The sequence below is a fragment of the Variovorax sp. H27-G14 genome (assembly GCF_046156345.1).
Lineage (GTDB): Bacteria > Pseudomonadota > Gammaproteobacteria > Burkholderiales > Burkholderiaceae_C > Variovorax.
On record NZ_JAYLVN010000001.1, the window covers coordinates 1,094,262 to 1,106,384 of the forward strand.

The window sequence follows — 12,123 nt, forward strand, 5'->3', positions numbered from 1 at the left end:
CGCTCGGAGACTGAAGGCGCACATCAACCGCCTTTCAAGGAGCGACCGAATGACCAACCCCAAGTACGACCACATCTGCACATCGACCTGCAGCCACGGCGCCTCGCCCGCTGAGCAAAAGCTCATCAAGGAAGAGTTTCAGGTCGCGCGCCGCTCCTTCCTGCGCGACGCCATGGTGGTCGGCGGCGGGGCCGTGTCGGCCGGCGCGCTCACCGGTGCCATGGCGCCGAGCAGCGCCTTCGCCCAGGGCGCCGCATCCAGCGCCAGGCCCGGCAGCAACATGGCCAGCCACTACTACATTCCGGCCGCGGCCAACACCGTGCTGTGGGGCTACTTCAGCAAGATTGCCAAGCCCGTGGTGGAGGTGGAATCTGGCGACTACGTGACCATCGAGACCCTGACCCACCACGCCAACGACGACGCAGAGCGCATGGTGCAGGGCGACGCGGGCGCGGAGAGCGTGTTCTTCTGGGACCAGCAGCGCAAGGGCGTGAACCGGCGCGGCGCCGGCCCCATGGACGCCAAGAACGGCGCGGGCGGCGGCCAGGGCGTGCACATCTGCACCGGCCCCGTGCGCGTGAAAGACGCCGAGCCGGGCGACATTCTGGAAGTGCGCATCATCGACGTGGTGCCGCGCCCTTCGGGCAACCCCAAGTACAAGGGCCGCGCCTTCGGCAGCAACGCCGCGGCCAATTGGGGCTTTCATTACGGCGACACGCTCACGGAGCCGAAGAAGCGCGAGGTGGTCACCATCTACGAGGTGGACGTGACGGGCGAGCGCAACTGGGCGCGCGCCGTCTACAACTTTCGCTGGACGCCGCAGACCGACCCCTTCGGCGTGGTGCACCCGACCATCGACTACCCCGGCGTGCCGGTGGACCACCGCACCATCAGCAAGAACGAGAACGTGCTGAAGAACATTCGCGTGCCGGTGCGCCCGCACTTCGGCACCATTGGCGTGGCGCCGGCGGAGGCGGACATGGTCAGCTCCATTCCGCCGAGCTACACGGGCGGCAACATCGACAACTGGCGCATCGGCAAGGGGGCGACCATGTACTTTCCGGTGGCGGCGCCGGGCGCGATGTTTACCGTGGGCGACCCGCATGCGTCGCAGGGGGACTCGGAGCTGTGCGGCACGGCCATCGAATGTTCGCTGACGGGCACGTTCCAGCTCATCCTGCACAAGAAGGCCAGCCTGCCGGGCACGCCGCTGGCCGAGCTGCGCTATCCGCTGCTGGAGACGCAGGACGAATGGCTGCTGCACGGTTTCAGCTATGCCAACTATCTGGCGGAGCTGGGGCCGGATGCGCAGAACCAGATCTTCAAGAAGTCGTCGGTCGACCTGGCGCTGAGGGACGCGTATCACAAGATGCGGCACTTTCTCATGACCACGCAAGGGCTGGGGGAGGACGAGGCGATTTCGCTGATGTCGATTGCGGTGGACTTTGGGATCACGCAGGTTGTGGATGGCAACTGGGGGGTGCATGCGCTGGTGAAGAAGAGCATCTTTCCTGCGCGTGGCTGAGTTTTTTTGGGGCGCGTGTTCGGGGCGCGTGTTCAGGGCGTGTGCACAGGCCGCCGGGTACTCCCCTCCGCGAATGTCCCCCGGGCTTCGCCCTCCTCCTTTATTTCGCTGCGGGGAGCACCCGACGCCCTGTGCACTTGGAGGCGCTGCTGGTATGCCGCACGTTTCGGGGCTCTGAGCAATGCTCGTTTCGCTGGAGCCTCTTCTGCGTGGGGAATTTCTGATCGGTTGGCACTGGGCGAGTGCCCATGCCAGATGGGCGACCCGCTCTACAAGCCACCGGCTCCACGCTGACAGAAAATCGACCGCCCCATCGCACGCGCACCCGACCGGACTTTCGCAAAGGCCCAATGACCCCCACACCGCAGCCCGCCAAAACCACCCAGGCCACCCACGCCACCCGGCATGCCACGCGCTTCGCGCTGCCGCCCGCGCTGACCATCGCCTGCGCGCTTGCACTGGCCCTGCTCTGCCCGGCTGCCTTTGCGGCAACTGCCGCGGCGGCACCCAAGGCCGCGCCTAAGTTCAGCGACTACCCGACCACCGCGCGCGACCTCCCCCGCACCGGCCCGCACCCGCCGCTGCGGCTGACGACCCGAACGGCCCGGCGCTTCACCACCGTGATCCACACCGAGTACAACCAGCCGCCGAACTTTGCCGGCCATCTGCGGGTGACGCAGTGGGGCTGCGGCACCGACTGCCGGAACATCGCGGTGCTGGACCAGAACACGGGCCAGGCCTACACGCTCCCCCACGTCGACGTGATCGCGGGCGTGATGGGCAACGACGACGAGCGGGTGGACTTTCGGCTCGACAGCCGCCTGCTGGTTATTTCAGGCAGCTTCAACGACAAGCCTCCGGGCGGCAAGTTTCACTACCTGTGGACCGGCCAGCGCCTGGAGCTGGTCTTCACCGCGCCGTTGGTCGTAGAGCTCGACGTGCCTCCTGTGGAGCCCCCCGCACCTGCGCGCTGAGAGGGCTGGGCGTGGCAGGTCGGCAATGGCTGCTGGGGGGAGAAGGGGCAGACCGGGCACGGGGCACCGGGCAGAAGAAAGCATCGACGATGCGATTTTTCTCGCGCAGCAGATGACACAGGCGTTCGGAACAAGCGTGCGCTTGGTCGAGTTCTGAGCGCAACTGCGTGAACGAAGGCGAAGGCGAAGGCCGCCGACCTTGCCGGCGGCCCCGGTCGTTACGTTGCCGAGGGCACGCTGCCTTGCAGCGCCCGGCGCAAGTCGCCAGCCGCCGCATTGACGGTGTCGATGCGCGCCATCAACGCTTCGTTGAGCAGGCGAAGCAAGGCGCTCAGCTCGGAGCGGTTGGTGGCAAGGTCCTCGCAGTCGTTCAGGGCGGCGGTGTCCACAAGCTTTTCCAGCGCGGTGTAGGCGCGCATGACCTCGTGGAGGTTGTCGGCGTCGTCGCAGGTTTGAAGGGCGAGGTCGTCGAGGGCGGACGACGCGGGTGTGGGACGGGCGCTGGGTTGCGCGGGGGCGGATGCAGATTCAGCCATGTGAGGCCTTTCAGAACTTCGATTTGCAACAACCGCCGCACCCGCTTCCAAACGGTGGCGGCAGCTCGAACGGGTTGGAAGACCGGGAAGCTCTGACGAGAACCGGCAAGGCTCGCGCCTTCCCGTTCGAGCCGCCAAAAACTGGAGGCGCAAACAGAAAAGCCGCAGACCATGTTGCGGTGACTGCGGCTTTCGTCGCAGAACTTCGACGGGCTTCCAAACCCGGTCGCGCTTTTTGCGCGACCCAGCAGTATATCGACGAGAGTGCAGGCTGTCAGACGGGCGCAGCATCGCGTAACAATGGCGGCGACACCCACTGACGCCGAGCCAAAATTAAAAATTAGTTCCTCAAAACTATCGAGGCACATCCCGCTCAGCACTAGATAAGCCAGAGATTTCATGAAAGAAAAAGGAATGCAACACCAAAATGGCCCTAGCGAATTCGTAGCATTTTTATTTGACGCAGATCACTCTTTTTTTGCTGCTCCAGAAGAATCTAATTATGCTCACTCTACCGAACAACGTTTTCTAGAGGCTATTGCCAAAAGTTCAAGCGAAAATGATTGCGCCGCCAAAATCCTTCGCGGTGACGTATTAATGCATGAAATCGCTTCAACGCTTCAACGATTTACCCGAAACATATCCAAGGGCGGCGAATCCAGAACTTATGGAACAAACAGGCGTAGGCTTGCAACTGCGATTGGAGACGTCACCGATTCTTTCACTGAGGCATGGTGTACTTTAGATCTTATCGACCTTCCAGCCCGCATGGGCTCCAGCAATATTTTTTGTCTTAGTGCTTTTCCCATTTCATTCGAGCTTGCAAAATCAATCGACGAATTATTGAATAGTTTTCCTCCTTATCTTGGAGCAATTCAACTCGACCCCGGAAACCCACTACACGTCACTCTTTTTCATGAACTATTAGATTGCGTTTTCTTTTTGGAAGGAACCATTTACACATCCGAGTACAGCACCGGCGAGGGTTACCACCAATTTGGCATTCACCCTGAGGATTTTTTCAAAATCAAAAATTTGAGTTATTTGGAGTTTCAGCGGCAAGCGCCAAAACTCGTCATACCATCTTCATTTTCAGAACGAGGATTCGCCACGGCCCAACGAGTGGGCCAAGTTTTAGCGCCAACTTATTTTGAAAATATCGCGGTGGCGCTCGAGCGCATTAGACCGGAAGGACAGAATCACTCCGATATCGACCTAGTTCTGATCCCTCCAGACGTCGATCAATTATTCATTCCAATAGACAAACTTCTTAAATACTCATTAAGCACGGAGCATGAAACCGGAAAGCACAAGGCACGTTTATTCTCGAATCTTCTTGCGATTTCTTCTGCCGAATGGCGGTATCTAGCCTATCAAATTTCCGCTGGATTGCCTTTCTCAAAAATTGAAAATGTGCGAAATACCGAGCACGGAATCAAGCACAGCGCTAGAATTAATGTTATAGGGTTAAATGGAAATTCATTAACCGTTCAAACGGGTTGGATTATTAGATTCGGCACTCCAACGCAGATGACCACTGCTTATCCAGCGGACAAATCCCAACATATTCCCGGCACTGGAATACCTCCGCCATGGGTCGACACTTCAATTCGTGGTGATTCTCGGTGGAAAGCGATTCACACTCTTGCAAAAATTGCGGGGGAACAGGCTTATAAGGAATGTATTCCAATTCCAATGAAGATTGAAGGTTGCCCGATAATCTTGGAAGGGAAATGCGGGAACTCCCGAGTCACACTTGATGGTCGCTCAGCTTTTGCTCGATGGCTAATTAAAAACAATTGCGCGTCCGCTGGATTCAGATCTGGAGTTCACGTATATGCAACTGGCTTAAGTCAGTCAATCGACCGCTCCACAGCCTATGCGAAAAAATATGCCTCCGTGCTGTGGCTCAATGGCATTGAGACCAAAATCGAATCAAATCTTTCCTAAGATTTAATATTCATGCGCTCCTCGATCCAAAAATTAAACATTTATTTTTGCATCCAGGTCAACTATCTTCTGCCCCACCCCCCTTAATCCGCAAAGGTAACCCCACCACACTCCTCCCATCCCAAGAAGGAGTGCCCCATGCCAATCGCCCTACTAGCGCTGACCCTCAGCGCCTTCGCCATCGGAACGACCGAGTTCGTCATCGTTGGCCTGCTCCCCACCGTCGCTGCCGATCTCGGCATCGGCCTTCCCTCCGCCGGCCTGCTGGTCAGCCTCTACGCACTGGGCGTCGCCATCGGCGCGCCGGTGCTCACCGCCCTCACGGGCAAGCTGCCGCGCAAGGCGCTGCTGCTGGGCTTGATGGCGCTCTTCACGGTCGGCAACTTGCTGGCGTGGAAGGCACCGAGCTATGAATCGCTGATTGCCGCCCGCGTGCTCACGGGCCTGGCGCACGGCGTGTTCTTCTCCATCGGCTCGACCATTGCCACCGGCCTGGTGCCGAAGGAAAAGGCCGCGAGCGCCATCGCCATCATGTTCACCGGCCTCACGGTGGCGCTGGTCACTGGCGTGCCGCTGGGCACATTCATCGGGCAGCACTTTGGCTGGCGCGAGACCTTTTTGGCCGTGTCGGCCCTGGGCGTGGTCGCGTTCATCGGCAGCTGGGTTTTTGTGCCGGGCAACATCCGCCACACGCCGCCGGCCTCGCTGGCGCAGCAAGCCAAGGTGCTGGCAGAGCCGCGCCTGCTGCTGGTGTATGCCAAAACGGCCATCGGCTATGGCGGCTCGTTCATTCCGTTCACGTTTCTGGCGCCGATCCTCACCGACGTGTCTGGCTTCAGCGCGGGCGCCGTGGGCTGGGTGATGCTGGTGTACGGCATCTCGGTGGCGGTGGGCAACATCTGGGGCGGCAAGCTGGCCGACCGGCTGGGCCCCATTCCGGCGCTGAAGATCATCTTTGCGCTGCTGGCCGCGGTGCTGCTGGTCTTCAACTTTGCAGCGCCGCACAAGTGGCTGGCCCTGGTGGCGGTGCTGATGTGGGGCGCGGTCGCTTTCGGCAACGTGCCGGGCCTGCAGGTGTACGTGGTGAAGCAGGCGGAGCGCTTCACGCCGCAGGCGGTGGACGTGGCTTCGGGCCTGAACATCGCGGCTTTCAACATCGGCATTGCCGGTGCAGCCTGGGCCGGCGGCCTGATCGTGACGCACCTGGGCCTGATGCACACGCCATGGATCGGCGCACTGGTGGTGCTGGTGTCGCTTGCCCTCACGCAGTGGAGCGGCGTGCTCGACCGCCGTGCCGGCATTCCGGTGCGCGCCCTGGGGCCGATGCCTGTCGGTCATTGATGCCGCCATTGCGCCCTCTTCTTATTTCCTTCTTTTTCCTTCTTTTCATCTTTCAACGCACAAGGACAACACCATGAACACGAACAACACCAGCAGCCCCATTCCCGCCTTCGGCCTCGGCACCTTTCGCCTGAAGGGCCAGGTGGTCATCGACTCGGTGAAGAACGCGCTGGCCGTGGGCTACCGCGTGATCGACACGGCGCAGATCTACGGCAACGAGGCCGAGGTGGGCCAGGCCATTGCAGAAAGCGGCGTGGCCCGCAAAGACCTGTTCATCACCACCAAGATCTGGACGGACAACTACGCCAAAGACAAGCTGGTGCCCAGCCTGAAAGAAAGCCTGGCCAAGCTGCGCACCGACCATGTGGACCTCACGCTCATCCATTGGCCCTCGCCCGGCAACGCGGTGCCGGTGGCGGAGTTCATGGGCGCGCTGGCCGAGGCCAAGGCGCAGGGGCTCACCAAGCACATTGGCGTGTCCAACTTCAACATCGCGCTCATGAAGGAAGCCATTGCGGCGGTGGGCGCGCAGAACATCGCCACCAACCAGGTCGAGCTGCACCCGTACCTGCAGAACCGCAAGGTGGCGGAGTTTGCGAAGAGCCAGGGCATTCGCATCACGTCTTACATGACGCTGGCGTACGGCAAGGTCATTGCCGACCCGGTGATCGAGGCCATTGCCAAGGCGCACGGCGCGACCACGGCGCAGGTGGTGCTGGCGTGGGCGATGCAGCTGGGCTATGCGGTGATTCCGTCGTCCACGAAGCGCGCGAACCTCGAAGGCAACCTGAAGGCGCAGCAGCTCAAGCTGACGGACGCCGACATGGCGCAGATGGCCGCGCTGGAGCGCAACGAGCGCCTGACCGACCCGGCCGGCCTGTCGCCGGCCTGGGACTGAGCGGCATGGCCATGGAGAACGACATGGCTACCGCCGTGACTGCATCGGCCCTGCCTGCAACAGCTTCGCCCGCGCCTGCATTGCCATTCGTGGGCCGCACATTCGAAGTGCACTACGGCGACAAGATGACCGCGCTGAACATCTACGCGCCCGACGGCCAAACGATGCGCTATCGCGTCACCGCCGGCCCCTTCAAGGGCGCGACGGCCGAGGTGCGCTACCAGGCCGAGGCGCTGGGCGCCGGGCTCTACGCCATCTCCTGGCAAGAGGCCGACAAGGGCACGGTGGTGCACGTCGATCACTTCGACAACGGCCATTCGTGCTCGTACTACACCACCGCCCAGCTCGACTTCGTTTGCATGGCCGGCACCTTGCGTGAAGTGCAAGGGGCGCTGTTATGAACGGCGCATTGCAGGCGCATTCATAGGTGGACATGGCTCTTTGTTCTGCTCGGTGCAAAACACGTGAACCCGCAAAAGCGCAATGCAGGAGTAGGACAGTTGCGCATGTCAGTTTGAAGTCCCGCGGTGTCGCAGGGGTGCAGGCCGGCCGCTTCCTTCGCGCCGGCCGTTACCGATCCAACATATCTGCGGAGACGTTACGTCGCGTGACTCACTCGGCGGTGAGTTCGTCTTGCAGCTCCAGCGGAATGCTGGAGGGTTGCTGCGGCAGCAGTCGCTTGGCATCGCATGCGGCCTGCAGCGCAACGGCCACGTCGTGCGGTGCGTGGCGCAGTTCGTTCACGTCGCGTTCACCCACGCAGTAGCCGTCGAGGCGCACGTAGATGCGGCTGAAGTCGCCGCCCAGGGCCTGGGCCACGTCGCTGAGGCCGTCGGCCAGCGTTTCGAAGCCGCCTGCGTGGTAGGAGCAAGGGGGAATCACGCCCTTGGAGCGCGGCGCCCGAACGGAATACCCATAGCCCGTGGCTTCGTGTCGAAGCTCGATCACGGGCTGCAGGCTGCGTTGAACTTCCCCTGGGCTTTGCATCGCGGCAGTTTAAGTGCCGCCCCAAAAATCACTGCACGCGGTGCAGCCTTCCAGCAACAAGGTCTGTAAGCAGCGCCAGCACCAGCGCCACGCCGCCCACCGCAAACAGCAAGGCGTAGTGCCCGCCCGAGTGCCCCAGCAGCCAAGACATGCCGTAAGCCGCGCTGGCCTGGAACACCGCAAAGCCTGTGGTGGCCCGGCTCCATGCGGCCTTCTGCAACGACGGGTGGTGCGCCAGCAGCTCCTGCACGCGGCCCAGCACCAGCGGCACGATGCCGGGCGTGAACGCACCGATCACCACGCTCGACACGATGAGCCCGCCATGCCCGATGACCCCGAGCGCCGGCAGCGCCAACGCCAGCGCCTGCACGCCGAAGGCAATGCGCAGCGCGGTGCCGAAGCCCAGGCGGTCGGCCATGTAGCCGCTCAACACCGGCCCCACGATGGCACCCAGGCCGAACACCACCCAGTACTGCGCGCCCACAGCCAGCCCCTGCCCCAGCCCATTGGCAACGAACACCACCAGAAAGATCATGTGCGGCACCAACCCCACCGCGTTCAATGCGTACGACACGGTGAGCGCGCGCAATGCGCCCTTGGCCACGGGCCGCGCTGCGGCAGCGTGTGCGTTGCCCGCGGCATGCACCGGTGCGGCACTGGGCCAGCCGTTCCACGCCAGTGCGGTGAGCAGCAGCGACACCACCGCCAGCCCCACCCACGCGGCACCCACGCCCTGGCGCAGCAGCAAAGGCACCAGCGTGCCCGACGCGGCAATGCCCAGGCCAATGCCGGCAAAGATCATTCCGCTGACCAGCCCGCGCTGCTGCGGCGTCACATGCGCCAGCACGGTGGGCGCGGCCAGCACCATGAGCGCGCCACCGGCCACGCCGGAGACCACGCGCCAGCCGAAGAACCACGCAAAGTCGACCGGCCATGCGCAGGCGAGCAGTGATATGGCCGTGGCCAGCATCAGCCCACGCAGCAGCGCGCGCACCGGCCAGCGCGCCGACAGCGGCCCGCCCAGCAAGGCACCCGCCAGATAGCCCACCAGGTTGGCCGCGCCCAGGTAGGTGGCGGCGGAGGCGCTGAACCAGTGCGCATCGATGAGCGCCGGCAGCAGGGGCGTGTACGCAAAGCGCGCCAGGCCAATGCCGACCAGCGTGGCGCACAGCCCCGCGAACACGGCGCGCCAGGGCGGCGCGGCGCGGTGAGAAACAGCCGCCTTGTTGGCGGCAACGCATGAGGTCGCGTGCATTCGAGCTCTCCAACCGTTCAAAGAAACGATGCTACGGATTGCCGCTGCGCGAGTGAATCCCTATGCTTGGGCATTCAGTATTTCGCAACAAGGAAGAATCAATCGTGGACCGCATCGATGCCATGAAGGTTTTTGTGGCGGCCCTGGACGAAGGCAGCCTGGCCGGCGCGGGCCGCAAGCTGGGCAAGTCGCCCGCCGCCGTGAGCCGCGCCATCGCGTTTCTTGAAGCGCATGTGGGCGCGGAGCTGTTGCACCGCACCACGCGCTCCATTCGCCTGAGCGATGCCGGGGAGCGCTATGTGGTGGCGTGCCGGCGCATCCTCACCGACCTGGAAGAAGCCGACATTGCCGCGGCCGGCGAGCGCTCCGCGCCGCGCGGCCGGCTCACGGTGACCGCGGCGGTGGCCGTGGGCGAGAGCCTGCTGAGGCCCATCCTCGACGAGTTCATGAACGCGCACCCCACCGTGTCGGTGCGCCTGCACCTGCTCGACCGGCCTGCCAACCTGATCGACGAAGGCATCGACGTGGCGCTGCGCATTGCGCACCTGCCCGACTCCACGCTGGTGGCGCTGCCGGTGGGCGAGGTGCGCCGCGTGGTGACGGCGTCGCCGCGCTACCTGGCGCGGCACCCGCGCATCGTGCAGCCGGCGGACATTGCGCAGCACCAGGTGGTGGCGATGACGCACTTCGGCATCGACTCGTGGAGCTTTCCGCCGGAGGTGGGGTCGGGTGCATCGGCGATGCCGCGCACCGTGCAGTTCACCCCGCGCTTCGTGGTGAACAGCCTGCGCGCGGCCATTGCGTCGGCGGTCGACGGGCGCGGCGTGCTGCGATCTTTCTCGTACCACGTGGCCGACGAGGTGGCCGACGGGCGGCTGCGCATCATTCTGGCGAGCGACGAGGCCGCGCCACTGCCCGCGCACCTGGTGTCGCCGCACGGGCGGCTGTCGGTGCCGAAGGTGCGGGCGTTTGTCGACTTCGCGTTGCCAAGGTTGCACGCGGGCTTTGCGGCTTGGTCGGAGGCTTGTGCGCCCAAGGCCAAGGGCAGCGCCAAAACCAAGTCGGTAGCCAAGACGGTAGCCAAGCCCAAGCCCAAACCGAAGGCCTCGCGCCGCTGATTCGCTCGCGCCGAGGAAGAGTGTTCGCCTGTTCGCGGCTATTCACTCTTTTGTCGTCGGAATCCACACTTCCTTCCACGACGGCGCTGCATGTTGCGGCCCGCTCAACCCGAAGGAAATCACCATGACCGAGCAGACCCTCCCCAGCGGCAAGACCGCCATCGTCACCGGTGCCAGCAGCGGCATCGGCCTTGCCATCGCACGGCGCTTTCTTGCGCAAGGCTGGAACGTGGTCGGCAACGCGCGCAGCGACGCACGCCTGAAAGAAGCCGCCACCCAGTTCGGCGCCGGCGACCGTTTTGCAGGCGTGGCAGGCGACATTGCCGACCCGCGCGTTGCGCAGGCGCTGGTCGAGCAGGCCGTGTCGCGCTTTGGCGGCGTCGATGCGCTGGTCAACAACGCGGGCATCTTCTTGCCCAAGCCATTCATCGAGTTCACGCCTGAAGAAATCGAGCAGCAGATTGCCACCAACGTGAAGGGCACCATCTTCGCGTCGCAGGCTGCGGCGCGCCACATGATCGGGCGCGGTGCAGGGGCCATCGTGAACATCACCGCATCGATCGCGCTGCAGCCGCGCAGCAATGTGCCGGCGTTCATGGCGGTATTGTTGAAGGGCGGGCTCAATGCGGCCACGCGGGCACTGGCGCTGGAGCTGGCGCCGCTTGGGGTGCGTGTGAACGCGGTGGCGCCCGGCATCATCGACAGCCCGATGCATTCGCCCGAATCTCACGGCTTTTTGAAGACGCTGCAACCGACCGGGCGACTGGGCACGGTCGACGAAGTGGCCGATGCGGTGATCTACCTGGTGGGCGCGGGGTTTACCAGCGGCGTGGTGCTGCCGGTGGACGGCGCGGCTGCGGCTGGCAACTTCTGACGCGAACGGGAGCGGACATGCCTTACGTCAACGTACGCATCACGCGCGACGGCGTCACGCGCGAACAAAAAGCCACCGTCATCGCGGAGATCACCGACACGCTGCAGCGCGTGCTGGGCAAGAAGCCTGGGCTCACGCATGTGGTGATCGATGAGGTGGACACCGACAACTGGGGTGTCGGTGGGGAGACGACGACGACGGCGCGGGCGCGCGAGGCCGCCTCCAAGTCGCTGGCTTAGCCTGCGTTCTTCAGCGACTGCTTGGCCTTGTCAGCCGACGCCTTCGAGCGGTTCTTGTGGTAGCCCGACTTGACGTTGTTCACGGCCTTGCCCACGGGGCCGCTCTTCTTGGCCTTGCTGTCGGCCTGCTTCTCGTCGATCTTGTGCTGCGCGGCGTCGGTTGCCTCGGAGGCAGCCTTGCCGATCTGGGCGCTGGCGGTGCCTGCCGCGAGCAGGGTGAGCGACGTGGCGATGGCGATCAGGGCTTTGTTCATTGAGCGGTCCTCCAATTGTTGAAATCAGCCTTGATGGTTGCACCGCTTGCAGGGCCGCCGTGTCAGCCGTTGCCGCGCATGGCTTGGCGACAAACACTACAGGTGCGACGACTCGCGCCGGCGCGCTGCGAGGGACGAAAGCGCATGCGAAGGTGAGCCCGATGGTGGCTGC

At 63.4% G+C, this 12,123-nt stretch carries 13 protein-coding genes; 9 read left to right on the forward strand and 4 right to left on the reverse strand.

What is annotated here, in order from left to right:
* The first annotated feature begins 49 nt into the window (after positions 1-49).
* Positions 50-1,525 carry an acetamidase/formamidase family protein gene (locus VLK31_RS05050; RefSeq protein WP_409167262.1) on the forward strand — a complete coding sequence of 492 codons (1,476 nt, stop codon included), beginning with the start codon at positions 50-52 and terminating at the stop codon, positions 1,523-1,525.
* Positions 1,526-1,875: 350 nt separating this feature from the next.
* The gene (locus tag VLK31_RS05055) at positions 1,876-2,499 is read left to right on the forward strand and encodes a hypothetical protein (protein WP_409167263.1); all 624 of its coding nucleotides are present in this window, start codon (positions 1,876-1,878) and stop codon (positions 2,497-2,499) included.
* Positions 2,500-2,717: 218 nt separating this feature from the next.
* Here VLK31_RS05055 and VLK31_RS05060 read toward each other — a convergent pair whose 3' ends face one another.
* Positions 2,718-3,035: a hypothetical protein gene (locus VLK31_RS05060; RefSeq protein ID WP_409167264.1), complete on the reverse strand. Its 318-nt coding sequence runs from the start codon at positions 3,033-3,035 to the stop codon at positions 2,718-2,720.
* A 399-nt stretch (positions 3,036-3,434) separates the two neighbouring features.
* Here VLK31_RS05060 and VLK31_RS05065 point away from each other — a divergent pair, with 399 nt between their 5' ends.
* From VLK31_RS05065 to VLK31_RS05080, 4 genes are all read left to right on the forward strand, one after another.
* Entirely contained in the window at positions 3,435-4,985 is a 1,551-nt protein-coding gene (locus VLK31_RS05065; protein ID WP_409167265.1) for a DUF6883 domain-containing protein, read from the forward strand.
* 138 nt (positions 4,986-5,123) lie between these two features.
* Complete coding sequence (locus tag VLK31_RS05070; RefSeq protein WP_409167266.1) at positions 5,124-6,326, forward strand: MFS transporter; 1,203 nt, start codon at positions 5,124-5,126, stop codon at positions 6,324-6,326.
* Positions 6,327-6,399: 73 nt separating this feature from the next.
* On the forward strand, positions 6,400-7,224 hold the full coding sequence (dkgB, locus tag VLK31_RS05075; protein WP_409167267.1) for a 2,5-didehydrogluconate reductase DkgB: 825 nt from the start codon (positions 6,400-6,402) through the stop codon (positions 7,222-7,224).
* Positions 7,225-7,247: 23 nt separating this feature from the next.
* Positions 7,248-7,625 (forward strand): MoaF-related domain-containing protein, encoded by a 378-nt coding sequence (locus VLK31_RS05080; protein ID WP_409167268.1) that lies wholly within the window; start codon positions 7,248-7,250, stop codon positions 7,623-7,625.
* A gap of 211 nt (positions 7,626-7,836) precedes the next feature.
* Here the strand turns inward: VLK31_RS05080 and VLK31_RS05085 are convergent, their stop codons facing one another.
* Both VLK31_RS05085 and VLK31_RS05090 read right to left on the reverse strand, forming a co-directional pair.
* Entirely contained in the window at positions 7,837-8,172 is a 336-nt protein-coding gene (locus VLK31_RS05085) for a hypothetical protein (protein WP_409167269.1), read from the reverse strand.
* 67 nt (positions 8,173-8,239) lie between these two features.
* Entirely contained in the window at positions 8,240-9,466 is a 1,227-nt protein-coding gene (locus VLK31_RS05090) for a YbfB/YjiJ family MFS transporter (RefSeq protein ID WP_409167270.1), read from the reverse strand.
* A gap of 104 nt (positions 9,467-9,570) precedes the next feature.
* Here VLK31_RS05090 and VLK31_RS05095 point away from each other — a divergent pair, with 104 nt between their 5' ends.
* From VLK31_RS05095 to VLK31_RS05105, 3 genes are all read left to right on the forward strand, one after another.
* Positions 9,571-10,584 (forward strand): LysR family transcriptional regulator, encoded by a 1,014-nt coding sequence (locus tag VLK31_RS05095; RefSeq protein ID WP_409167271.1) that lies wholly within the window; start codon positions 9,571-9,573, stop codon positions 10,582-10,584.
* A 124-nt stretch (positions 10,585-10,708) separates the two neighbouring features.
* Positions 10,709-11,458 carry an SDR family NAD(P)-dependent oxidoreductase gene (locus VLK31_RS05100; protein WP_409167272.1) on the forward strand — a complete coding sequence of 250 codons (750 nt, stop codon included), beginning with the start codon at positions 10,709-10,711 and terminating at the stop codon, positions 11,456-11,458.
* Positions 11,459-11,475: 17 nt separating this feature from the next.
* Entirely contained in the window at positions 11,476-11,697 is a 222-nt protein-coding gene (locus VLK31_RS05105; protein ID WP_409167273.1) for a tautomerase family protein, read from the forward strand.
* Here the strand turns inward: VLK31_RS05105 and VLK31_RS05110 are convergent.
* Positions 11,694-11,951, reverse strand: coding sequence for a hypothetical protein (locus tag VLK31_RS05110; RefSeq protein ID WP_116910600.1), 258 nt, complete (start codon positions 11,949-11,951; stop codon positions 11,694-11,696). The two genes, VLK31_RS05105 and VLK31_RS05110, sit on opposite strands and share 4 nt — an antisense overlap.
* Positions 11,952-12,123: the final 172 nt, after the last annotated feature.

Bases quoted from the DNA above. Each gene is read 5' to 3' on its own strand.
- VLK31_RS05065 (WP_409167265.1), top strand. From the start codon at position 3,435: ATGAAAGAAAAAGGAATGCAACACCAAAATGGCCCTAGCGAATTCGTA.
- VLK31_RS05080 (WP_409167268.1), top strand. From the start codon at position 7,248: ATGGCTACCGCCGTGACTGCATCGGCCCTGCCTGCAACAGCTTCGCCC.
- VLK31_RS05105 (WP_409167273.1), top strand. From the start codon at position 11,476: ATGCCTTACGTCAACGTACGCATCACGCGCGACGGCGTCACGCGCGAA.
- VLK31_RS05090 (WP_409167270.1), bottom strand. From the start codon at position 9,466: ATGCACGCGACCTCATGCGTTGCCGCCAACAAGGCGGCTGTTTCTCAC.
- VLK31_RS05060 (WP_409167264.1), bottom strand. From the start codon at position 3,035: ATGGCTGAATCTGCATCCGCCCCCGCGCAACCCAGCGCCCGTCCCACA.
- VLK31_RS05050 (WP_409167262.1), top strand. From the start codon at position 50: ATGACCAACCCCAAGTACGACCACATCTGCACATCGACCTGCAGCCAC.
- VLK31_RS05110 (WP_116910600.1), bottom strand. From the start codon at position 11,951: ATGAACAAAGCCCTGATCGCCATCGCCACGTCGCTCACCCTGCTCGCG.
- VLK31_RS05070 (WP_409167266.1), top strand. From the start codon at position 5,124: ATGCCAATCGCCCTACTAGCGCTGACCCTCAGCGCCTTCGCCATCGGA.
- dkgB (WP_409167267.1), top strand. From the start codon at position 6,400: ATGAACACGAACAACACCAGCAGCCCCATTCCCGCCTTCGGCCTCGGC.
- VLK31_RS05100 (WP_409167272.1), top strand. From the start codon at position 10,709: ATGACCGAGCAGACCCTCCCCAGCGGCAAGACCGCCATCGTCACCGGT.
- VLK31_RS05055 (WP_409167263.1), top strand. From the start codon at position 1,876: ATGACCCCCACACCGCAGCCCGCCAAAACCACCCAGGCCACCCACGCC.